The following is a 22,077-nucleotide window of genomic DNA, read 5'->3' as shown; positions in this document are numbered from 1 at the left end:
GTGGTGGCGCGTGTCACCGCGCCGCGCTCAGTCGCGCTGAATCACGTCGATGGTGCCGAGCTTGTCGCCACCAACGGTGTATCCGAGCGAATCGATTGTGGTGTCGCGGGCGTCACCGGACCCGCTAGGGGCGGCGGCCGCCGGGGCGGCCAGGCCGATGACGAGCGCGCTCATCGCGGTGCCCAGCAGGCCCGCGACCGCGTACTTGGTCATGATGATGTGCCTCTTCTTCGTTTCCTCGTCTGCCGGCTTTCGCCGGTCAATTACAAAGAAGTAAACCGCGAGGTCAGGCAATTAATTCCGGTGGCAGCAACTGAACGACGGCTGGCAGTAATCGGATTCCACGACGTACAGCTGGGCGCGGCGCCCGGAGTCGTCTACGGCAGGCGGACTAGGTGATTACCAGCGCCAGGGCTGCTGCGGCAGCCACCTCCACCAAGCAGTAGAACCAGTTGGGATAGAACGGCGTTCGGTCGCCGCACAGCGCCGCGATCACCCGTCCGAACGCCATACCGGCCAGAGCCACCGCGACCGCGAGCACGATGCCGGTGCGAACCTGCGGCTGCAGCAGGCCATAGCCGAGTACGCCCCCGACCGCGACACCGAAGCCGCCGTAGACCGCACGCACCTCGGCGCGTGCCTCCGGGCGCTCGAGGACGATGCCGAACGGTTCGATGAGGCTCGCCGGTGCCGCCAGGCCGTAGAGACCCATCCCGAGGAAGAACACGGCGACGATGGTGATCACCACAGGGCTCATATCGGCAGTATCGGGGCGAAACCACGACGGCGTCGACGACGGGCACCCCACACATCAGGCCAGGAGCGCCGGGCTGGCGTCTAGGTCGCTGACTACCGTGCGCTTGCGCATCGCGTCCTTGCCCGTCCAGTGTGCGACCTCGAATTCCGCAATGCGCCTGTTCGTTTCGAGATCGAAAGGACGGGAAGGGTCGTTTCCGGCGCCCAACGACAGGCGGCGCGGATGAAGACTCGCCGCGGTCAGCGGGTGACGACGACCTTGCCGGTCATCCGGCCCGACTCCACGAGGCGGTGCGCTTCGCACAGCCCGGCCGCGGAGAAATCCGTGATCGTCTCGGTGACGGTGCTGCGTAGCTCGCGGCGGTCCACCATCGCCGCCACCTCGGCGAGCAGCCGCTGCTGGGCGATCATGTCCGGCGTCTCGTACATCGACCGCGTGAACATCAGCTCCCAGTGCCACGCGATGCTCTTGGCTTTCAGCGCGACCAGCTCGAGTCCCTCGGGCTCGTCTATCGCGGTGATGTGGCCGAAGGGCGCGACGATCGCGGCGTAGTCGTCGATGTTGCCGGCCGAGTGCGGGGAGAACAGGTATCGCACGCCGTCCGGTGCCACCGCCAGGGTCTCATCCCGCAACCGGCGGTGGTCGACCACCACGTCGGCGCCCATCCGCTCAGCCCACCGCCGCGACTCGTCGCGGCTCGCGGTGCCGATGACCCGCACGCCGGTCAGCGCCTTGGCCAGCTGGATCATCACCGAGCCGACCCCGCCCGCCGCACCGAGCACCAGCAGGTCGCCGGTCGACTCCGGCGTGAGGCCGAAGCGGTCGAACAGCGATTCCCATGCGGTGATAGCCGTAAGCGGCAGGGCGGCGGCGTCGGCGAAGGACAGCGAGGACGGCTTGCGTGCGACGATGCGCTCGTCGACGGCCTGCAGCTCGGCGTTGCTGCCCGCGCGGGTGATGTCGCCTGCGTACCAGACCTCGTCGCCGACGGCGAGTGTCTCGACCGCCGGGCCGACCGCCTCGACGACGCCCGCCGCGTCGTACCCGAGGATCGCCGGTTCCGCCGACGGCGTCAGCCCGCGGCGCTGCTTCGTGTCGACTGGGTTGACCGACACGGCCTGCACGCGCACCAGCAGATCGCGGGGCCGCAGCTGCGGTACGGGGACGGTGACATCGCGCAGGCTGTCGTTCAGGTCGTCGGCGGCGAACGCGCCCACGGCGGCCATCGTTGCGGTCATGCCTTCTCCCAACTTCGCGGCACGGTGGTTTCATCCCGGCGCGGCTGCATCGACCCTGACTGTGCTCAGCCCCGCCGACGACGCGCGCACCGCCACCCGCCGTCAAAAGGTAATTCGGCGTCCGCCATCTCAACCGGAATCTTGAAAAAGCCTGGTAGAAGCGACGTCACCCGCCAACGTTGAGTGGACCTACAGCTCCCTGGCCCCGAGTTTTGCTACCCGTGATCGAAAGGCTCAGCAGCCGCCCTCGGCGGCGGCCCTCACCGCGATGATGACCGCGGCCTGCTGCGCCGTCGAGAGCTGCCCCCAGGTGCTGTTGAACGTCGCCGGGCCCGGGGCCGCGTTGCTCTGCACTTCCTTGAGGAACGGTTCGATGAGCGTCGCCGGTTCACCGCCCTTGGCTTCCATCCACTTCTTCGTCGCCATGCAGGCCTGCGCATATTGCTCTTCGGTCGATTCGGCGGGCGCGTCGATCCGGGTGGTGACGCCACCGGGCGACGTGCCGACCGTGCCCGACGGCGCAGCCGCTTCCGTCGACTGCGCCCCGCTGCTCGACGGCGCCGAAGTCGTGGACGGGGGCTGCCCGCCGCCGCCCGATGAGCATGCCGTCAGCACGGCTGCCACCCCCGCGACACACGCCGCGGCGGCTGACAAGGAGCGACATCGGTAGGGGCGCATCGTTTCAATCTATGCAACACTGGCGGCCATGACGGAGCAGACCAGGTCCAGGGAGTGTTGTCGGTACTAGCCGACCCCCCGATCTGACCCTGCAACGTGCGGAAAGTTTCTCGTCATGCCGTATTCGGGCGCTGCCCTCTCACTTGCCACCTTCCCGTCCATCGCACCAGCGGTCTCCGCGCCCACCCGGCTGCGGTTGCCCGACCTCATGCACGCCACCGATCGATACGCCGACGGCGTACTGCGCGGCCAATTCAACATGCTGCTGCCCCCCGGTGGCCCGCCGAGCGACGAACGCTGGTTCACCAGGCTGCACGCCGACGATGAGCTCGACGTCTGGCTGATCAGCTGGGTCGCCGGCCACACCACCGAGCTGCACGACCACGGCGGATCGCTGGGTGCGCTGACCGTGCTATCCGGCGCGCTGCACGAATACCGTTGGGACGGTGAGCGATTGAATCGCCGTCGCCTCGACGCCGGCGACCAGGCGGCTTTCCCGCTGGGGTGGGTGCACGACGTCGTCGGCGCACCGGCCGTTGCGGCCCCGGCCTCTGCCACACTGAGTGTGCACGCGTATTCGCCGCCGTTGACGGCGATGTCGTATTACGAAGTCACCGAACGTAATACGTTGCGCCGCACCCGCACCGAGCTGACCGACGCACCCGAAGGGAGCTGATCCGATGAGCAGCCGAATCGACCGCGTCCTGGCCGACGCCCGAGCGCGACTGCACCGGCTGACGGCGCAGGAGATCCCGGCGGCACTGCGACGAGGTGCCATCCTGGTCGACATTCGACCGGCCGCCCAACGCGCCGCCGAAGGCGAGACGCCGGCCGCGCTGGTGGTCGAACGCAATGTGCTGGAGTGGCGCGCCGACCCGACCAGCGAGGCCCGGTTGCCCCAGGCGACCGACGATGACATCGAGTGGGTGATCCTGTGCTCGGAGGGCTACACCTCGAGCCTGGCCGCGGCCGCGTTACAGGATCTCGGATTGCACCGCGCCACCGATGTCGTCGGCGGCTATCAGGCGTTGGCCGCGGCCGGTGTACTCGCCGAGCTGAGCACACTCACTCCGGCGCAGTGACGATTCCGCGTAGCCGCTCGGTCTTCTCCGGTGTCCACCCCGGCGGTTGCAGGATCGACGCCCACGCGTTGACGACGTCGCGCACGTAACGGTGGCCGTGCCCGTCGGGAACATCGACGGCCACCGCCATGTCGGCCGACACCTGCAAGAACGTGACGATCGGAATCCAGTACATATCCGGCGATACGTCGTACCCACGTGCTTCGCGTAACCAATCCGGTTCGGCGAACAGCAGATTCGGGTTCCACCAGCTGATCGGATCGGACGCGTGCTGGAGATAGACGATCCGTGGGTACCCCCACGGCTTGTCCGGCCTACCCAGATTGTCGGGGCGCGCAGAGAACCGGATGTTCTGACCGTCATCGAAGATCGGCAGCCACATCGGGGATCCGGCGTCGCGATTGACGGTGACGTAGTCCCACATCGTGTTGTTGAACGTCGGGCCCGAAAACAGTGCGCCGTCGGTGCGCGCGATGATGTTGTTCGGGCTCAGGAACGGAGCCTCGCCGCCAAAGGATCCCAGGCTCTCGCCGAACACCACGATCTTGGGCCGCTGCGCCTCGGGCATCTCGCGCAGTCGTGCGTCGACCGCCTCGAACAACGCCTGGCCTGCCTGTCGGGCGTTCTCCTTGTCCACCAGGAACGACAACCAGCTCGGCAGGAACGAGTACTGCATGCTGACGATCGCGGTGTCGCCGTTGTACATGTATTCCAGCGCGGACGCTTCGGCCTCGTTGATCCAGCCCGTTCCCGTCGTGGTCGCGACGGCGATGACCTTGCGCTTGAATCCGCCGGCGCGCTCCAACTCTCGCGCCGCAAGCTCGGCGGACGCCTTGATTCCGTTGGCGGAGTTCTTGCCCGCGTAGGCCCGGATCGGTTCGACCGCGGGGGTGCCGTTGAATTTGGTCAGCTGTTCGACCGACGGCCCACCGGCGACGAACGTGCGGCCCTGGTGGCCGACGGTGTCCCACGCGACCAGTGAGCCCGGGCCGCCGGAGCGCAGCGGGGTTTTCGGAGCCGGGTTGTCCGGATCCATCTCGTCGTTCACCGAGGCGAAAGTGCTGTTCAGGAAGCTCATTCCGCCCCTGATGATCACGCCGTTGAGCACGGCGATGGTCAGGCTCAGCAGCAGCACGACCACAACCACCGCCGAAACCCGCGGTGGCGCATACCGATTCAGCAGGCACACCATATATCTGACGAGTCTGCCTACCAGCTGGCCGATTTCGACGAACAGGAACAGGATGACCACGCCGATGATCGCGGCCTGCGGGTAGTTGTACCACTGCAGCCGTGGCACACCCATCAGGTCGCGGACGTGGTCCTGCCAGACGTGGAACCAGTAGATCGTCACGACCAGCCAGACGACTCCGACGGCGACCAACACCGGCCAGGACCACCGTGGCGGGTGCGGGCTCGACGGCCGCGACAACATGAATCGCACCAGCCAGACGGCAAAGACGCCCAGCCCGTAGCCGACCGCACCGGCGGCGCCGCTGACCAGGCCTTGGAACAGCGGTCCGCGCGGCAGCAGCGACGGGCTCAGGGACAGGCCGAGGAACACCAGGCCGACAGCCGTTCCGGTGAACGTGTAGCGGCGCTGCCACCAATCCGGCTTGGGCTCGGATTTGGGCTCCTCCACAACCTCCGGCTCGGTGACGGTCACGTCAGCACCTTAGCGGTGCGTGAAGTTCGCAGGGCGCTTCTCGGTGAAGGCGGCCATTCCCTCGGTCTGGTCGTCGGTGGCGAATGCGGAGTGGAACAGCCGACGTTCGTAGAGCAGGCCTTCGGTCAGCGTGGATTCGAACGCGCGATTGACCGCCTCTTTGGCCATCCGGGCGGCCGAGCGCGACATCTGCGAGATCGTCGTCGCGACGGCTTTGGCCTCGGTGAGCAGCTCGTCGGCCGGTACCACCCGCGACACCAGACCGCTGCGCTCGGCCTCGGCGGCATCGATGGTGCGGCCGGTCAGGATGAGGTCCATCGCCTTGGCCTTGCCGATCGCCCGGGTGAGCCGCTGCGAGCCGCCCATGCCGGGCAGCACGCCCAGTTTGATCTCGGGTTGGCCGAACTTGGCGGTGTCGGCGGCGATCAGCACGTCGCACATCATCGCCAACTCGCATCCACCACCGAGGGCGTAGCCGGCGACCGCGGCGACGGTCGGGGTGCGGACGGCGGCCAGCTTGCCCCACGCCGCGAAGAAGTCCGCGTCGAAAACCTCGGAGAACGAGAGCTCGGCCATCTCTTTGATGTCGGCGCCGGCGGCGAACGCCTTCTCGTTGCCGGTGATGACGATGGCGCCGATACCCGGATCGTTGTCGAATTCGGCGGCGGCCGTGGTGACCTCGACCATCACCTGGCTGTTGAGGGCGTTGAGCGCCTTGGGCCGATTCAGGGTGATCGTGCCGACCCGCTCGTCGCGGTCGACCAGGATGGTTTCAAAGTTTTCGTGGCTCATCATGTCCTCACTTGAAGGTCAGGTCCGGCTCTGCCGGCGCGAAATACTGTTCCACATCCTGCTCGGTCACCGCGGCCAGTGACGGCGGGTTCCACGTCGGGTTGCGGTCTTTGTCGATGATCTGCGCGCGGATGCCCTCGACGAAGTCGTGGGAGTCCAGCGACGCCGACGACACCCGGTACTCCTGAACCAGAACGTCTTCCAGAGTGTCCAGCTCGGCGGCCCGCCGCACCGAGGCCAGCGCGACGGACGCCGCGATGGGGGAACGGGACGCGATGAGGTCGCCGGCTTTCCTGGCGTCCTCGTTGTCGTGGGCGCGCAGGGCGGCGACGATGTCGGCGACGGTCTCGCCCGCATAGCATTCGTCAATCCAATGCTGTTGCGACAGAAGATGACTGGCCGGTGGATCGGTGGCGAACGCCTGGACGGCGGCGTCCACGCCCTCGGCGACGATCGCTTCGACGAATCCCTGGAGCTGCACGTGCGGCACGTAGTGGTCGGCGAACCCGAGCACGATGGCGTCGGCCCCGGAGAACGCCGCGCCGGACAGTGCAGCGTGCAGGCCGAGTTCACCGGGGGCGCGGGACAACAGATAGGTGCCGCCGACGTCGGGGACGAAGCCGATGCCAACCTCGGGCATGGCGATCTTGGAGGTGTCGGTGACCACGCGAACGCTGCCGTGCGCGGCGACGCCGACACCGCCGCCCATCACGATGCCGTCCATGATCGCCACGTAGGGCTTGGGGTAGTTGGCGATCTCGGCGTTGAGGCGGTATTCGTCGAGCCAGAAGCGGCGAGCTTCGGAACCGTCTCCGCGGGCGCTGTGATAGATCGCCACCACGTCGCCGCCGGCGCACAGGCCGCGTTCCCCCTCGCCGGCGAGGACCACTGCTTTGACGGCGTCGTCGTGCTCCCAGTCGGTGAGTGCCTTCGTGATGATCGTGACCATCGTGTGGGTCAGCGAGTTGATGGCCTTCGGGCGATTGAGCGTCAGGAAGCCGACGCCGCCGTCGACCCGGGTCAAGACTTCGTCGGATTCAGCCGTCACGGCAGAGCGGTCCTTTCCGTCCATCAAATTGGTTGGATGTCCTAGTTTTTCACTGGGGAAAGTACCAGTTGGCAAAAGATCGTCACCCGCCGGATGCCGCTCACAGGTAAGGTCAGGCTTCGTAGCGCCGGACACGCCGGGAAGAACGTTGTGGACTTCCTGGGAACTGGTTCCGGCAGCCGTTCGTTGACGGTGTGTTACGCGACTTCCAGGAGAGGATTCCGACGGTGCGGGAGACCAGCAACCCGGTATTTCGTTCGCTGCCCAAGCAGCAGGGCGGATACGCACAATTCGGTACCGGTGTAGCCGGTGCCCAGCAGGTGGCTTACCAGACCGATCCCTACGCGGGCGCCTACCAGCCGCAGACGGGCGTCTCGCGGCCCATGACGATCGACGACGTCGTCACCAAGACCGGCATCACCCTTGGTGTGCTGTCCGTTGTCGCGGTCATCTCCTACTTCCTCGTCTCGGCCAACCTGGCACTGGCCACGCCGCTCACGCTGATCGGTGGGCTCGGTGGGCTGGTCCTGGTGTTGATCGCGACCTTCGGTCGTAAGCAGGACAACCCGGCCATCGTTCTGAGCTACGCCGCGCTCGAGGGACTCTTCGTCGGCGCGGTGTCGTTCATCTTCGCCAACGTGGTGGTGTCCGGCGCCAACGCCGGTGTGCTGATCAGCCAGGCGGTGCTCGGCACCATCGGCGTGTTCTTCGGCATGCTCGTCGTCTACAAGACCGGCGCGATCCGGGTCACCCCCAAGTTCACCCGCATGATCGTCGCGGCCATGGTCGGCGTGCTGGTGCTGATCCTGGGCAACTTCGTGCTGGCGATGTTCGGTGTCGGCGGCGGTGAGGGCCTCGGCCTGCGCAGCGGCGGCCCGGTGGCCATCATGTTCTCGCTGTTCGTGATCGCGCTGGCAGCATTCAGCTTCCTGATCGACTTCGACGCTGCCGACCAGATGATCCGCGCCGGTGCGCCGGAGAAGGCGGCCTGGGGTGTGGCCCTCGGCCTGACCGTGACGCTGGTCTGGCTGTACATCGAGATCCTGCGGCTGCTCAGCTACTTCCAACAGCGCTAGCTGCTTCACCGTGCAAAGCCCCGGCCTGACGGCCGGGGCTTTGTTTTTGTGCGGGCTCATCGAGGCAGACCTCACGGCGCTGCACACGGCCTTTTCGGCGCACTCAGTTCTGACTCGATGGGCTGTGGATGGGTGCGCACAGCAATGGCAGTTCACCGCGATCCTGTTCCAGTGCAGCGGGTGTTCATCGGAAGCGACGCGATAGCTGCGGGCGAGCTGACTCGGTACCAACTTCGGGCCCACTGCCGACGCATCTTTCCGGACGTGTACGCGTATGGAGGTGGTGAGCTGTCGGTTCGTGACCGCGCAGCCGCGGCTGTTCTTTGGTCTCGGGGCCGTGCGGTCGTGACCGGTTTGGCGGCATCCGCAGTGCACGGATCGAAATGGATCGATCCATCGATACCGATCGAGCTCGCCTGTCCGAACAACAAGGCGCCAGCCGGGATCATCAGCCGCGCCGAGACGCTGTTCGATGACGAAGTGCACTCCATACCGGGTCTTCCGGTTAGCACCTTGGCGCGCACCGCGTTCGACCTCGCGCGGCGCGGGACGGTGAGACAGGCGGTCACGCACGTTGATGCGCTCGCCAACGCCACCCGGTTTAACGTCGACGACGTACTGGCGCTGCTGCCACGCCATTGCAATGTGCGAGGCGTGCGCCGAGTGCCCGCGGTCCTCGACCTCGCCGACGCCGGATCACAATCCCCGCGCGAGACCTGGTTGCGGCTGCTGCTGATGGCGGCTGGATTTCCGCGCCCCGAGACCCAGATCCCAGTGCTCAGAGATGACGGCCGTTCGCGCTACTTCCTGGATATGGGGTGGCGCGACGTGATGGTCGCGGTCGAGTACGACGGCGAGCAGCATCGCTTGGACCGCGGTATCTATCGCAACGATCGAACCCGATCGGAATTCATCGCCGACATGGGATGGCGCCGGATTCGAGTGGTCGCCGGCGATCGAACTGCCGACATCATCGAACGGACCAGGCGCGCATGGACATCGAGTCAGACCCCAGGGCGATGAAGCGGTACCGATCGTCGCCCTGAGGTCTGTCTCGATGACGAACTAGCTGAGGCGCTCGATCACCATGGCCATGCCCTGGCCACCGCCGACGCACATCGTCTCGATGCCGAACGTCTTGTCGTAGGTCTGCAGGTTGTTCAGCAGCGTGGCGGTGATCCGCGCGCCGGTCATGCCGAACGGGTGCCCCAGCGCGATCGCGCCGCCGGAGACGTTCAGCTTGTCCTCGTCCATGCCGAGCGCTCGCGCCGAGCCGAGCACCTGGACCGCGAATGCCTCGTTGATCTCGTAGAGGTCGATGTCGCCGATCGTCATGTTCGCCTGTGCGAGAGCCTTTTTCACAGCCTCGATCGGGCCGAGGCCCATGATCTCCGGTGACAGGCCGGACACGCCCGTCGAGACGATGCGCGCCAGCGGGGTCAGCCCCAGCTCCTTGGCCTTGGTGTCGGACATGATCACCAGCGCGGCCGCGCCGTCGTTCAGGGGACACGCATTACCCGCGGTGATCGTGCCGTTGGGCCGGAACACCGGCTTGAGCTGGCTGATCTTCTCGTAGGTGGTGCCGGCGCGCGGGCCGTCGTCCTTGGACACCACGGTGCCGTCGGGCAGCGTGACCGGCACGATCTCGCGCTCGAAGAAGCCGCTGTTGATGGCCTCCTCGGCCTTGTTCTGGCTGCGGACGCCCCAGTGGTCCTGGTCCTCGCGGCTGATGCCGGTGAACAGCGCCACGTTCTCGGCGGTCTGACCCATCGCGATGTACACGTCGGGCAGCAGGCCGTCCTCGCGCGGATCGTGCCACTCGTCGGCACCGGCGGTGGCCGCCTCCGAGCGCGCCATCGCATCCGCGAACAGCGCGTTCTTGGTGTCCGGCCAGCCGTCGGCGTTGCCCTTGCCGAAGCGCGACACCGTCTCGACGCCGGCCGAGATGAACGCATGGCCTTCGCCGGCCTTGATCGCGTGGAACGCCATCCGGGTGGTCTGCAGCGACGACGAGCAGTACCGGTTGACCGTGGTGCCCGGCATGAAGTCGTAGCCCAGCTCGACGGCAACGGCCCGGCCGATGTTGAAGCCCGACTCACCGCCGGGCTGACCGCAGCCCATGATCAGGTCGTCGATGTCATGCGGATCCAGCGAGGGCACCTTGTCCAGCGCGGCGCGCACCATCTGCGCGGCCAGATCGTCGGGACGGATGTCGACCAGCGACCCCTTCATCGCGCGCCCGATGGGCGAGCGGGCGGTGGAAACGATGACAGCTTCGGGCATGACGGCTCCTTGGTGTGCAGCTTGGGTGCAGCGAGACTGCACACGAACCTAGCTCGCGGTCACCACGATCGGTGCGGGGACCCCGGTTGTTCTGCGGCGCAGCAGCTGCGCCAGCGGCCCGAGCCGGTCGGTCAGAGCCCGTACCTCCGACTTGGTCGCCCACGGCAGATCGGGCACGGTGACACCGGTCCACTCGCCCAGGGCATGACAGAGCGCGGGCATCAGTTGGTTGGCGGCCAGCGCATATCCCGCGGCCGACGGGTGGTAGCGGTCCTCGGAGAACATCACCTCGGGCGCCTGCCGGAAGTTCGGCGCCAGCAGGTCAGCCAGCGGCACCGGCACTCCGCCCGCGGCGCGCACCGCAGCCGCCTGCACGCGGGCCAGCCGCAGGCCGCGATTGCGGGCCGTCCATCGCAGCGGCTGGGGGATGTCTTTGATGACACCGAAATCGGGACACGTCCCGACCACCACCACCGCACCGGAGGCGCGCAGGCGTTGCACGGCTGCGCCCAGCCGACGCGCCGACGGGCTGATGCCGTTGAGCGCGGTGATGTCGTTGGCGCCGATCATGATCACCGCGGCATCGGGCGGCGGGCCTGCCACGAACATCGCGTCGACCTGACCGGACAGCCCCTTGGACGTCGCACCCACGATCGCCTTGGTCGACAGCCGGATGAGCTTGCCGGACTCCTCGGCCAGACCACGGGCGAGCAGCACCCCGGGCACCTCGTCGGCGCTGCGACAGCCGTAGCCGGTGGCCGTCGAGTCGCCGAACACCATCAGATGCAGGTCAAAATCCATCCCGCGTTCCCAGCGCTGGACGGGGCCGCCGCCCGGGGCGTAGACACCGTCCGCCCGCGGTGGGATGTCCCAGGACTTCGGAATCACATTGCGGACCTGGTCCGCCTGACCGGTGAGCAAACTGCGCGCACCCAGGACGGCGGTTCCGGTCGAGGCCAGAACCCCCGCCGCTGCCAGCGCGGCCGTTGACTTCCGCGGAGCGCGTATCCCCACGAGCCCAGTTTAGGTGCTGCTCGGGCGTCAATTCGGGGCGCAACAGTGGACCCGCGATTACAGACAGGTATCAGATCCGGTAAGAAATCAGATCGTTAGTTGTTATAGGTAAGGCAGATGGCAAGCTAAGTTACCGGGCTTCGCTCAAGTGCCCGGGACACGTATCTACATTGGCGTAGGGAGTGTTGACGATGACCGCACCCAGCAAGATCCGGGCTTCTGCCCCCCATCATGTTCACGCTGGTAGCGGTCGCCCGCGCCGGTACCCGGTCAGCGACGGCGCGCCGGTCGAGGTCGTCGAGAGCGGCCCGAGCGTCGCCGCACGGCTGGTCTCAATCGGCACCCGTGCCACCATGTGGCCCACGTTGGCGGTGCTGAGCCACGTGCCGCACTGGCCATGGCCGTTCGGTCTGGTCGACTTCGTCGCCCGCGCGCTGCTGCCCACGCCCGGCACGGTGCGCGCCACGGTCGGTTTGCCGAACGCCTCGGCGCAACTGGTCCGGGCGCCCGGCGTCCTGCCTGCCGACGGCAACCGCCGGATCGTGCTGTACATGCACGGTGGCGCCTTCCTCACCTGCGGGGTGAACTCGCACAGCCGCATCTCGGTCGCGCTGTCGAAGTTCGCCGACTCGCCGGTGCTGGTGGTCGACTACCGGCTCATCCCGAAGCACACCATCGGCAACGCCGTCGACGATTGTTATGACGCGTACCAGTGGCTACGGACCCGCGGCTACGAGCCCGACCAGATCGTGCTGGCCGGCGACTCCGCGGGTGGTTATCTGGCCCTGACTCTGGCGCAGCGGCTGCAGGCCCTCGGAGAGGAGCCCGCCGCCCTGGTCGCCATCTCGCCGCTGCTGCAGCTCGACCACGAGCAGAAGGTGGCCCACCCCAACATGCGCACCGACGCGATGTTCCCGCCCAAGGCGTTCGACGCCCTGGTCGCCCTGGTTGCCCGAGCCGCGGCCAAGAACATCGTCGACGGCGAGCCCGAGGGCGTCTACGAGCCGCTCGACCACATCGAGCCCGGCCTTCCGCGCACGCTGATTCACGTGTCCGGATCGGAGGTCCTGCTACACGACGCCCGGCTGGCGGCGCGTCGGCTCGCCGCCGCCGGTGTACCCACTGAGGTGCGGGTGTGGCCCGGCCAGATCCACGACTTCCAGCTCGCGGCGCCGCTCATCCCCGAAGCCAAGCGCTCACTGCGACAGATCGGCGAGTACATCCGCGAAGCCACCGGCTAGCCGCGCGGATCCGCCGCCTGACACGATGTAGGCATGCGAATCGCGTCGCACATCAGCGAGCTGATCGGGCACACCCCACTGGTCCAACTGAACTCCGTCGTGCCGGAAGGCGCGGGGGTGGTCGCGGCCAAGATCGAGTACCTCAATCCCGGCGGCAGCGCCAAGGACCGCATCGCCGTGAAGATGATCGACGCCGCCGAGGCCAGCGGTCAGCTGAAGCCGGGCGGGACGATCGTCGAACCCACCTCCGGCAACACCGGCGTCGGCTTGGCGCTGGTCGCTCAGCGACGCGGCTACAAGTGCATCTTCGTCTGTCCCGACAAAGTCAGCGAGGACAAGCGCAATGTGTTGCGGGCCTACGGCGCCGAGGTCGTCGTCTGCCCGACGGCCGTCGCCCCCGACGACCCGGACAGCTACTACAGCGTGTCCAACCGGCTGGTCACCGAAATCGAGGGTGCGTGGAAGCCCGACCAGTACTCCAACCCGATGGGACCGGCCAGCCACTACGAAACCACCGGTCCGGAGATCTGGGCGGATACCGAGGGCAAGGTCACGCATTTCGTCGCCGGCGTCGGCACCGGCGGAACGATCACCGGCGCCGGGCGCTATCTGAAAGAGGTGTCCGGCGGCAAGGTCAAGGTGATCGGAGCCGACCCGGAGGGCTCGGTGTACTCCGGTGGCACCGGACGGCCCTACCTGGTCGAGGGTGTCGGTGAAGACTTCTGGCCCGCCGCCTACGACCCGGCTGTGCCCGACGAGATCATCGCGGTCTCGGACGCGGATTCGTTCGATATGACCCGACGGCTGGCCCGCGAAGAAGCGCTGCTGGTCGGCGGCTCCTGCGGGATGGCGGTCGTCGCCGCGATCAAGGTGGCCCAGGAGGCCGGCCCCGATTCGGTGGTCGTCGTGCTGTTGCCCGACGGCGGCCGCGGGTACCTGTCCAAGATCTTCAACGACGGGTGGATGTCGTCGTACGGATTCCTGCGGACCCGCCTGGACGGGTCGCTTATCGAGCCGACGGTCGGCGATGTGTTGCGCGGCAAGTCCGGGGCGCTGCCCGACCTGGTGCACACCCACCCGTCGGAAACCGTCCGCGACGCCATCGGCATCCTGCGCGAGTACGGCGTCTCCCAAATGCCGGTGGTCGGCGCCGAACCCCCGGTGATGGCCGGCGAAGTGGCCGGCAGCGTCTCGGAGCGGGAACTGCTCTCCGCGGTGTTCGAGGGACGCGCCAAGCTCGCCGACGCGGTGGCGGTGCACATGAGCCCGCCGCTGCCGTTGATCGGTGCGGGCGAACTGGTCAGTGCGGCGGCAAAGTCGTTGGGGGAGCGGGACGCATTGATGGTGGTCGAGGAGGGCAAGCCGGTCGGCGTCATCACCCGCCACGATCTGCTCGGTTTCCTGTCCGACGGACCCCGGCGACGCTGAAGTAGTTTCTCGGACAAATTCTTTGGGCGCCGTATTGCGCTCAGATGAAGATTGCGCTTTGTCGCGATACGCAGGTACTTCTCAGGTACATTTAGGCCGCTTTATCCCAGGTGATCACTCTCGAAGTGGAAGGCGCCATGACCGAACAACCGCCAGGCCCCCCGCCGGGGAGCTACCCGCCGCCGCCTCCAGGGAACTACCCGCCACCGCCTGCCGGTAACTATCCACCGCCGCCACCGCCCCAGGGCGGTTACGCACCGCCGCCGCCGGGTGCCGCCTTCGGCGACCCGCCTGCGCCCGGTCAGCCGGTTCCCCAGCTGCCACAAAGCGCCTACACGTCGTGGTTCACCCGGGTCGTCGCGTGGCTGATCGATTACATCCCGGCCTACATCATCTTGGGCATCGGCTATGGCGTCGTGATCGCCACCACGGACACCGAATGCGTCACCGACACGTCGCAGTACGAGACCGCTGACTACTGCGCGACGGGAACCTCGACAGTCGGCACGCTCGCTCTGGTCGTCGCAGGCTTGATCGCGATCGCGTTCGTGATCTGGAACCTCGGCTACCGCCAGGGCACCACCGGGTCGAGCATCGGCAAGTCCGTGATGAAGTTCAAGGTGGTCAGCGAAAAGACCGGACAGCCAATCGGTTTCGGTCTCTCTTTCGTGCGCGAGATCCTGTATCTGGTGGCTTCCTACATCTGCCTCGGCATCGTGTGGTTGATCGCCGTGCTGTTCCCGCTGTGGGACAGCAAGCGCCAGACCCTGGCCGACAAAATCATGACGACCGTCTGCCTCCCTCTGTAGACAAGGACTTTCGATGACGCAACCGCCCCCGCCTCCCGGTAACTACCCGCCCCCGCCGCCGGGGAACTATCCGCCGCCCCCGCCGCCGGGGAATTACCCGCCGCCCCCGCCGGGGAACTATCCGCCGCCGCCCCCACCCGGCGCCGGCGTGCTGTCGAAGGAGGCGTACACCCCGTGGATCAAACGGGTCGGCGCCTTCATCATCGACGCCCTCCCGATCGCGATCCTGTCCGGAGTCGGCCAGGGCCTGATGGTCGCCACCGGCGAGAACAACTGCACATCGAGCAGCGTCGACAACAGCTATGGCGTGTACTGCACCTCGCAGCCGTCCACGCTGGGCCTGATCCTGTCGTTCGTGTTCGGGCTCGCCAGCCTGGCGTTCTGGGTCTGGAACTACGGCTACCGCCAGGGCACCACCGGGTCGAGCATCGGCAAGTCGGTGCTGAAGTTCAAGGTGATCAGCGAAAAGACCGGCCAGCCGATCGGTTTCGGGCTCTCGGTCGTGCGCCAGATCGCCCACTTCGTCGACGCGATCATCTGCTACATCGGTTACCTGTTCCCGTTGTGGGACGCCAAGCGGCAGACGCTCGCCGATAAAATCATGACGACGGTGTGCGTGCCGCTCTGATGTCTCGAGCCGTTAGGCTCGAAACCGATGAGTGAGCAACGCAGCACAGCGGGCAGGAGCGAAGCGACCCGGGGTATCGGGGAAGCGGACAGGCATCGGGCGCAAGGGTTCGCGACCAGGGCCATCCATGCCGGGTACCGTCCCGATCCCGCGACCGGTGCGGTCAACGCGCCGATCTATGCCAGCAGCACCTTCGCGCAGGACGGCGTCGGCGGCCTGCGTGGTGGCTTCGAGTACGCCCGCACGGGCAACCCGACCCGTGCCGCGCTGGAGGCCGTGCTCGCAGCGGTCGAGGACGGAACCTTCGGGCGCGCCTTCAGTTCGGGCATGGCCGCCACGGACTGCGTACTGCGGGCGGTGCTGCGCCCCGGCGACCACGTGGTCATCCCCGACGACGCCTACGGGGGCACCTTCCGGCTCATCGACAAGGTGTTCACCCAGTGGGGGGTTGCGCACACGCCGGTGGCGCTGTCCGACCTCGACGCGGTCCGCGCGGCGATCACCGCCACCACCAAGCTGATCTGGGTGGAGACACCCACCAATCCGCTGCTGTCGATCGCCGACGTCGCCGCCATCGCCGAGATCGCCGCGGTCGGCGGCCAGAAGGTGTTGGTGGACAACACGTTCGCATCGCCGGCGCTGCAGCAGCCGCTGAACCTCGGTGCCGACATCGTGCTGCACTCGACGACGAAGTACATCGGCGGGCACTCCGACGTGGTCGGCGGCGCGCTGGTCACCAACGACGAGGAGCTGGACACCAAGTTCGCGTTCCTGCAGAACGGCGCCGGCGCGGTGCCCGGCCCGTTCGATGCGTATCTGACGATGCGTGGCCTGAAGACCTTGGAGCTGCGGATGCAGCGGCACAGCGCGAATGCAGCGAAGGTAGCCGAATTCCTGGCGGAGCACGACGCAGTGAGCCGGGTGCTCTATCCCGGTCTGCCCTCGCATCCCGGGCACGAGGTCGCAGCGCGGCAGATGAGCGGATTCGGCGGCATGGTGTCGGTTCGGATGCGCGACGGAATCGAAGCGGCACGCCGGTTGTGTTCGCGCACAGAGGTTTTCATCCTCGCTGAATCACTGGGCGGGGTCGAGTCGCTGATCGAGCACCCCGGTGCCATGACGCATGCGTCGACGGCGGGATCGCAGCTCGAGGTGCCCGACGACCTGGTTCGCCTCTCGGTCGGGATCGAAGACCCGGCGGATCTGCTCGGCGACCTCGAGCAAGCCCTAGACTAGCGCCGGCCGCACTGCGGCGGTGGTCACCGCCAGATTGACTTCGGCCATGTTGGCGTCGTCAACCCATGTGCCGCTGGCGATTTCGCTGGCTCGATCGCAGACCCAGTGCCAGCCGCGGTCGTTCAGACTCAGCACTGCGCCCAGTGCGCCGACGGTGTGCAGCAGCGAGATGATCGTCGCGGTGGCAGGGTCGGGGCGGTTGCCGTCGAACAGGGTGGACAGCAGGGCGGACCGGGCCTGGTCCACCCGTGCCCGGCTGGCCAGCGGCCAGGCGTAGGTGTTTCTGCGAAACCGATTCTGCGACAACGCAATCTGATGAATCTGGCCGGTGCGCAGCAGCTGGTCGATCACGCGGTCCTCGGTATGCTTGCGCAGCTTACCGATCGCCTCGGTCGCGCTGACCGGTGCCTGTTCGAGCAAGGCCAGCGCCGGGCGGACGACCGGATCCAGGGGAGGTGGCCCGGCTAAGGCAACCAGTCGATCGGCCGGGACGGGTTCGCCCGGTATCGCAGGCCGGACCCGGCAGTCGTAGGCGAGGTCCAGCAGCACTGCGGCGGCCAGCAGCCGGTGCAGCCGGCCCGGCTCCACGGCAGGCTGTGCCGCAGCGTTGTCGAGCAGCAGCAGAAGAAGGTCTTCGGCGATGCGCGCCACGCGCGAGCGGTTACGAGTGGTAGGGCTCGGCGCTGACCAGCGTGACCTTGACGGTCTTGCCGCTCGGCACCGCGTACTCGCGGGTGTCGCCCACCTTGGCGTTGAGCAGCGCGCCGCCCAGCGGGGAGTTCGGCGAGTAGACCTCGAGCTTGTCGTGGTCGATGCCCTCCTGGCGGGTGGCGATCAGGAAGGTCTCGGTGTCGGACTCGTCGCCGTCGTAGTAGACCTTGACCACCGAACCGGGGAGCGCAACGCCGGACTGCTTGGGCGCCTCGCCCACCTTGGCGGTGTTCAGCAGCTCCTGCAGCTGGCGGATGCGGGCCTCCTGCTGGCCCTGCTCTTCGCGCGCGGCGTGGTAGCCGCCGTTCTCGCGCAGGTCGCCCTCTTCGCGACGATCGTTGATCTCGGCGGCGATGACCGGACGGTTGGCGATCAGCTGATCCAGCTCGGTCTTGAGGCGGTCGTACGACTCCTGGGTCAGCCAGGTCACCTGGGTATCGGTCATCTCGCTGCGCTCCTCGTTTGTTGGTTACGCGATGTTCGCGTTGCAGTCTGTCGTCGCTGCTGGGAACATGCGGATGGTTCCGCGTGTATTGCCATCGAAGAGCTGCGATCAAACGCGCTAATGAAGCAATACACGGCTCCCAGCAGGAACCGTGTATCGACTCAGTCTACCACCGCGAGGACAGGCAGCCTTCATGCTTTCGCAGTTGGTTGTTGGTCGTTCCGTCGCCGGTCAGGGCGCGACGAGGTATCCGGGAACGTCAGTTCCGCAACCGTAAATATCGCCGACGAATGGTCGTTTGTACGACTTCACAAATGTAGTGACCTGCACCGTTGCCGCTTGCGACGGCGGCACCAGAATTTCCCGCCGACCGGTTTCGTCGCCGTCATGAGAACGGACTCGGACAATGCAATGCACCGGCCGGGACGGGTCCTTTCGGGTCACGCTGATCGTCACCGAAACGGTGTGATCGTCCGTGACCTGATACGCCGCGATCGTGCCCTCGACATCGTTGCCTTCAAACCGCTGATAGGCGATCAGAGCGAGCACCAATCCGCCGGCCAACACCAGCACACCCAGCGCGAACGCCACCCGACGCCGGGTGGTCGCCGGCAGGCGGGTACGCCCGTAACGCTCCTGCGGGAGCGGCGGGGGACTATCGGTCATGGGTTGGAGTCACGTCTCTAGTCAGCGGGCTTCGATTACGGGTATCCACGCCCGAATGGAACTATTGGACTATAGGGCGTGCTGTCGCTGTTACATCAGCACGTAAGGGCCAATGACGAGACAGTGAGTACAGGGGAGAAGTGACCGAACTGCGGCTGATGGCTGTGCACGCCCATCCGGACGACGAGTCCAGCAAGGGCGCGGCAACCGTTGCCCGGTACGCCGCCGAAGGCCACCGGGTCATGGTGGTGACTCTGACCGGCGGCGAACGTGGCGACATTCTGAACCCGGCGATGGACCTGCCCGAGGTGCGCGGCCGGATCGCCGACATCCGGCGTGACGAGATGGCCCGCGCCGCGGAGATCCTCGGGGTCGAGCACCACTGGCTGGGATTTGAGGACTCCGGCCTGCCCGAAGGCGATCCGCCGCCGCCGCTGCCCGACGGCTGCTTTGCGTTGGTGCCGCTGGAGCAACCGGTCGGCGAATTGGTGAAGCTGATCCGCGAGTTCCGTCCGCACGTGATGACCACCTACGACGAAAACGGTGGCTATCCGCATCCGGATCACATTCGCTGCCACCAGGTTTCGGTGGCCGCCTATGAGGCCGCCGCCGACTACCGGCTGTATCCCGACGCCGGCGAACCCTGGGCGATCAGCAAGCTCTACTACAACCACGGCTTCCTGCGTGCGCGCCTGCAGCTGCTGCAGGACGAGTTCGCCAAGCACGGCCAAGAAGGCCCGTTCGCCAGCTGGCTGGCGAAGTGGGACCCCGAGATCGACATCTTCGCCGGACGGGTGACCACCAGGGTGCTGTGCTCGGAGTACTTCAATCAGCGCGACGAAGCCCTCAAGGCGCACGCCACCCAGATCGACCCGGACGGATTCTTCTTCGCGACGCCCATAGAGTGGCAGCAACGATTGTGGCCCACCGAGGAGTTCGAACTGGCTCGTTCGCGGGTGCCCGCCAAGTTGCCTGAAGACGACCTGTTCACCGGAATCGAGATCTTCGAGTGAGAGACCTGTTCACCACCGCTGTGTCGGTGCTGGCTGATCCGCCCAAGAACACCGGGCCGGATTTCGGCAAGGCCAGCCCGTTCGGCCTGCTGATCGTCGTCGTCCTGCTGATCTGCGTCTTCATCCTGGTGTGGTCGATGAACCGGCATCTCAAGAAGCTGCCCCAGAGTTTCGATGAGCAGCCGGTCGACGGCGAAGCCATCGCCGCGACGACCACCGACGAGACCGCCGGCGCCGAGCGCGAGACCAAGACACCGCCGCATGAGCCCAGCGGCTAACACCCTCGGCAGCGCGACCAGCCCCTACCTGCGTCAGCACGCCGACAACCCGGTCCACTGGCAGCAGTGGACCCCCGAGGCGCTGGCCGAGGCGGCGCGCCGGGACGTGCCGATCCTGTTGTCGGTCGGGTATGCGGCCTGCCACTGGTGTCATGTGATGGCCCACGAGTCCTTCGAGTCCGAGGACGTCGCAGCGGTGGCGAATGCAGATTTCGTCTGCATCAAGGTCGACCGTGAGGAGCGGCCGGACCTCGACGCGGTGTACATGAACGCGACGGTGGCGATGACCGGCCAGGGCGGCTGGCCGATGACCTGCTTCCTGACCCCCGACGGCCGGCCGTTCTTCTGCGGCACCTACTACCCGAAGCCGCAGTTTCTGCAGCTGCTGGACGCGGTGTCCGAGACCTGGCAGACCCGCCGCGACGAGGTCGAAGAGGCATCCGATCAGGTGGCCGGGGAGCTGCGCCGAATGACGACCGGCCTGCCTGACGGCGGGCCGGAGATCGAGCCCGCGCTGTGCGACCACGCCGTGATGGCGATCCTGCGCGACGAGGACGTCGAGCGCGGCGGTTTCGGGCGGGCTCCCAAGTTCCCGCCCTCGGCGTTGATGGAGGCGCTGCTGCGGGCCTATGAGCGCACCGGCTCGCCATTGCCGTTGGACGCTGTGGTCAGGGCCGGCACCGCGATGGCTCGCGGCGGCATCTACGACCAGCTGGCCGGCGGGTTCGCGCGCTACAGCGTCGACGCGGACTGGGTGGTGCCGCATTTCGAGAAAATGCTCTACGACAACGCCCTGCTGCTGCGAGCGTATGCGCACTGGGGCAGGCGCACCGGTGACCCGCTGGCCTTCCGGATCGCGGCCGAGATCGCCGGTTTCCTGCTGAACGATCTGGCCGACGGCGGCATGTTCATCTCTGCGCTGGACGCCGACGCCGCGGGTGTCGAAGGCTCGACGTATGTCTGGACACCGGCGCAGTTGAACGAAGTGCTCGGTGAGGATGACGGCGCCTGGGCGGCAAGGCTTTTCGCGGTCACCGAGAGCGGTACCTTCGAGCACGGTTCGTCGGTGCTGCAGTTGCCCGCAGATCCCGACGACGCGCAGCGTTTCGAGCGGGTCCGTGCGGCGCTGCTGGCCGCCAGAGCGACGCGGATGCAGCCTGCGCGGGACGACAAGATCGTCACCGCATGGAACGGCTTGGCCATCACAGCGCTGGCCGAAGCCAGTGTGGCCCTTGATGTTCCACCCCTGCTGACGGCGGCGTCGCGGTGTGCGCAGGCCCTGCTGGAGCTGCACATCGTCGACGGCAGGCTGCGGCGGGCCAGCCTCGGCGGGATGGTGGGCGACAGTGCGGGCATCCTCGAGGACCACGCAGCGCTGGCCACCGGGTTGCTGACGCTCCACCAGCTCACCGGTGAGGCGGCGTGGCTGGCGAGCGCCACCGATCTGCTCGACACCGCGCTGCGGCACTTCGCCGACCCGGACCGTCCGGGTCGCTGGTTCGACACCGCCGACGACGCCGAGCAGCTGATGGTCCGACCTGCCGACGCGTTGGACAACGCGACGCCCGCCGGCGCCTCGCTGATCGCCGAGGCGCTGCTGACCGCCGCGCACCTGGTCGACGCCGACCGCGCGGCTCGCTACGGGCAGGCCGCCGAGGCCACCTTGTCGGCACATTCGGCTCTGCTGGCCCGTGCGCCGCGGTCGGCCGGTCACTGGCTGGCGGTCGCCGAGGCGGCAGTGCGCGGTCCGCTGCAGGTGGCTGTCGCCAGCGAGGGACCTGACTCTGAATTGCTTTCCGCCGCGCGGCGATTGGCGCCCGGCGGCACCATCGTCGTCGGTGGGGCGGTCAACTCCTCGCCGCTGCTGGAAGGCCGCGACCGGATCGGTGGAAACGATGCGGCCTACGTGTGTCGCGGCCGGACCTGTGACCTGCCGGTGACGGGAGCCCGGGAACTCGCCGACGCGCTGGGTGTGTCCGTGTAGCGTT

General features: G+C 67.2%; 24 protein-coding genes. 12 read left to right on the top strand and 12 right to left on the bottom strand.

Going from position 1 to position 22,077, the window contains the following annotated elements:
* Window positions 1-27: 27 nt before the first annotated feature.
* The 4 genes from G6N32_RS22000 to lpqV all read right to left on the bottom strand — a co-directional run bounded on the left by G6N32_RS22000 (window position 28) and on the right by lpqV (window position 2,610).
* Window positions 28-213, bottom strand: coding sequence for a hypothetical protein (locus tag G6N32_RS22000; RefSeq protein WP_115321859.1), 186 nt, complete (start codon window positions 211-213; stop codon window positions 28-30).
* Between the two features lie 178 nt (window positions 214-391).
* Window positions 392-757 carry a DUF4345 family protein gene (locus G6N32_RS21995; protein ID WP_115321858.1) on the bottom strand — a complete coding sequence of 122 codons (366 nt, stop codon included), beginning with the start codon at window positions 755-757 and terminating at the stop codon, window positions 392-394.
* 239 nt (window positions 758-996) lie between these two features.
* Window positions 997-1,995 (bottom strand): zinc-binding alcohol dehydrogenase family protein, encoded by a 999-nt coding sequence (locus G6N32_RS21990; RefSeq protein WP_163789385.1) that lies wholly within the window; start codon window positions 1,993-1,995, stop codon window positions 997-999.
* Between the two features lie 234 nt (window positions 1,996-2,229).
* Window positions 2,230-2,610, bottom strand: coding sequence for a lipoprotein LpqV (gene lpqV / locus G6N32_RS21985; RefSeq protein ID WP_232077244.1), 381 nt, complete (start codon window positions 2,608-2,610; stop codon window positions 2,230-2,232).
* Between the two features lie 178 nt (window positions 2,611-2,788).
* Here lpqV and G6N32_RS21980 point away from each other — a divergent pair, with 178 nt between their 5' ends.
* Window positions 2,789-3,349 carry a cupin domain-containing protein gene (locus tag G6N32_RS21980; RefSeq protein WP_115321856.1) on the top strand — a complete coding sequence of 187 codons (561 nt, stop codon included), beginning with the start codon at window positions 2,789-2,791 and terminating at the stop codon, window positions 3,347-3,349.
* 4 nt (window positions 3,350-3,353) lie between these two features.
* The gene (locus tag G6N32_RS21975; RefSeq protein ID WP_115321855.1) at window positions 3,354-3,755 is read left to right on the top strand and encodes a rhodanese-like domain-containing protein; all 402 of its coding nucleotides are present in this window, start codon (window positions 3,354-3,356) and stop codon (window positions 3,753-3,755) included.
* Here the strand turns inward: G6N32_RS21975 and G6N32_RS21970 are convergent.
* The 3 genes from G6N32_RS21970 to G6N32_RS21960 are packed head-to-tail and all read right to left on the bottom strand — an operon-like array spanning window position 3,739 to window position 7,261.
* Window positions 3,739-5,421 carry an alpha/beta hydrolase gene (locus tag G6N32_RS21970; RefSeq protein ID WP_115321854.1) on the bottom strand — a complete coding sequence of 561 codons (1,683 nt, stop codon included), beginning with the start codon at window positions 5,419-5,421 and terminating at the stop codon, window positions 3,739-3,741. The genes G6N32_RS21975 and G6N32_RS21970 overlap by 17 nt on opposite strands.
* Window positions 5,422-5,430: 9 nt before the next feature.
* The gene (locus G6N32_RS21965; protein WP_115322073.1) at window positions 5,431-6,213 is read right to left on the bottom strand and encodes an enoyl-CoA hydratase; all 783 of its coding nucleotides are present in this window, start codon (window positions 6,211-6,213) and stop codon (window positions 5,431-5,433) included.
* Window positions 6,214-6,220: 7 nt separating this feature from the next.
* Window positions 6,221-7,261 carry an enoyl-CoA hydratase/isomerase family protein gene (locus tag G6N32_RS21960; RefSeq protein ID WP_115322072.1) on the bottom strand — a complete coding sequence of 347 codons (1,041 nt, stop codon included), beginning with the start codon at window positions 7,259-7,261 and terminating at the stop codon, window positions 6,221-6,223.
* 227 nt (window positions 7,262-7,488) lie between these two features.
* On the opposite strand from G6N32_RS21960, the gene G6N32_RS21955 reads away from it, so the two are divergent.
* Together G6N32_RS21955 and G6N32_RS21950 are read left to right on the top strand one after the other, a co-directional pair.
* Window positions 7,489-8,337 carry a Bax inhibitor-1/YccA family protein gene (locus G6N32_RS21955; RefSeq protein WP_083120767.1) on the top strand — a complete coding sequence of 283 codons (849 nt, stop codon included), beginning with the start codon at window positions 7,489-7,491 and terminating at the stop codon, window positions 8,335-8,337.
* A gap of 345 nt (window positions 8,338-8,682) precedes the next feature.
* Window positions 8,683-9,360, top strand: a complete 678-nt coding sequence (locus G6N32_RS21950; RefSeq protein WP_336504515.1) for a putative endonuclease domain-containing protein — start codon at window positions 8,683-8,685, stop codon at window positions 9,358-9,360.
* Between the two features lie 42 nt (window positions 9,361-9,402).
* Here G6N32_RS21950 and G6N32_RS21945 read toward each other — a convergent pair whose 3' ends face one another.
* Both G6N32_RS21945 and G6N32_RS21940 read right to left on the bottom strand, forming a co-directional pair.
* On the bottom strand, window positions 9,403-10,620 hold the full coding sequence (locus G6N32_RS21945) for an acetyl-CoA C-acetyltransferase (RefSeq protein WP_115321853.1): 1,218 nt from the start codon (window positions 10,618-10,620) through the stop codon (window positions 9,403-9,405).
* Window positions 10,621-10,668: 48 nt separating this feature from the next.
* Entirely contained in the window at window positions 10,669-11,634 is a 966-nt protein-coding gene (locus G6N32_RS21940; RefSeq protein WP_115321852.1) for an SGNH/GDSL hydrolase family protein, read from the bottom strand.
* A 191-nt stretch (window positions 11,635-11,825) separates the two neighbouring features.
* Here G6N32_RS21940 and G6N32_RS21935 point away from each other — a divergent pair, with 191 nt between their 5' ends.
* From G6N32_RS21935 to G6N32_RS21915, 5 genes are all read left to right on the top strand, one after another.
* Window positions 11,826-12,875, top strand: a complete 1,050-nt coding sequence (locus G6N32_RS21935) for an alpha/beta hydrolase (protein WP_115321851.1) — start codon at window positions 11,826-11,828, stop codon at window positions 12,873-12,875.
* Window positions 12,876-12,908: 33 nt separating this feature from the next.
* The gene (locus G6N32_RS21930; protein WP_115321850.1) at window positions 12,909-14,303 is read left to right on the top strand and encodes a cystathionine beta-synthase; all 1,395 of its coding nucleotides are present in this window, start codon (window positions 12,909-12,911) and stop codon (window positions 14,301-14,303) included.
* Between the two features lie 137 nt (window positions 14,304-14,440).
* The gene (locus G6N32_RS21925) at window positions 14,441-15,112 is read left to right on the top strand and encodes an Rv1078 family RDD domain-containing protein (protein WP_115322070.1); all 672 of its coding nucleotides are present in this window, start codon (window positions 14,441-14,443) and stop codon (window positions 15,110-15,112) included.
* 13 nt (window positions 15,113-15,125) lie between these two features.
* On the top strand, window positions 15,126-15,740 hold the full coding sequence (locus G6N32_RS21920) for an Rv1078 family RDD domain-containing protein (protein WP_115321849.1): 615 nt from the start codon (window positions 15,126-15,128) through the stop codon (window positions 15,738-15,740).
* A 27-nt stretch (window positions 15,741-15,767) separates the two neighbouring features.
* Complete coding sequence (locus G6N32_RS21915) at window positions 15,768-16,976, top strand: cystathionine gamma-synthase (protein ID WP_232077242.1); 1,209 nt, start codon at window positions 15,768-15,770, stop codon at window positions 16,974-16,976.
* Here G6N32_RS21915 and G6N32_RS21910 read toward each other — a convergent pair.
* The 3 genes from G6N32_RS21910 to G6N32_RS21900 all read right to left on the bottom strand — a co-directional run bounded on the left by G6N32_RS21910 (window position 16,968) and on the right by G6N32_RS21900 (window position 18,798).
* The gene (locus G6N32_RS21910; protein WP_115321848.1) at window positions 16,968-17,627 is read right to left on the bottom strand and encodes a GPP34 family phosphoprotein; all 660 of its coding nucleotides are present in this window, start codon (window positions 17,625-17,627) and stop codon (window positions 16,968-16,970) included. The genes G6N32_RS21915 and G6N32_RS21910 overlap by 9 nt on opposite strands.
* Before the next feature lie 10 nt (window positions 17,628-17,637).
* Entirely contained in the window at window positions 17,638-18,132 is a 495-nt protein-coding gene (gene greA / locus G6N32_RS21905) for a transcription elongation factor GreA (RefSeq protein WP_071950063.1), read from the bottom strand.
* Between the two features lie 231 nt (window positions 18,133-18,363).
* Window positions 18,364-18,798, bottom strand: coding sequence for a DUF4307 domain-containing protein (locus G6N32_RS21900; protein WP_115321847.1), 435 nt, complete (start codon window positions 18,796-18,798; stop codon window positions 18,364-18,366).
* 140 nt (window positions 18,799-18,938) lie between these two features.
* Here G6N32_RS21900 and mca point away from each other — a divergent pair, with 140 nt between their 5' ends.
* Genes mca through G6N32_RS21885 form a run of 3 tightly spaced genes read left to right on the top strand, consistent with a single transcriptional unit; the run spans window position 18,939 to window position 22,073 of the window.
* Window positions 18,939-19,811, top strand: a complete 873-nt coding sequence (gene mca / locus G6N32_RS21895; RefSeq protein WP_115321846.1) for a mycothiol conjugate amidase Mca — start codon at window positions 18,939-18,941, stop codon at window positions 19,809-19,811.
* Window positions 19,808-20,089 (top strand): hypothetical protein, encoded by a 282-nt coding sequence (locus G6N32_RS21890; protein ID WP_115321845.1) that lies wholly within the window; start codon window positions 19,808-19,810, stop codon window positions 20,087-20,089. Before mca ends, G6N32_RS21890 begins: the two co-directional genes overlap by 4 nt.
* Window positions 20,073-22,073 (top strand): thioredoxin domain-containing protein, encoded by a 2,001-nt coding sequence (locus G6N32_RS21885; RefSeq protein WP_115321844.1) that lies wholly within the window; start codon window positions 20,073-20,075, stop codon window positions 22,071-22,073. Before G6N32_RS21890 ends, G6N32_RS21885 begins: the two co-directional genes overlap by 17 nt.
* Window positions 22,074-22,077 lie beyond the last annotated feature (4 nt).

It is taken from the genome of Mycolicibacterium aichiense (assembly GCF_010726245.1).
Taxonomy (GTDB): Bacteria; Actinomycetota; Actinomycetes; order Mycobacteriales; family Mycobacteriaceae; genus Mycobacterium; species Mycobacterium aichiense.
Note: the sequence above shows the minus strand (reverse complement) of the source record. Positions and strands in the feature narration are given on the sequence as shown.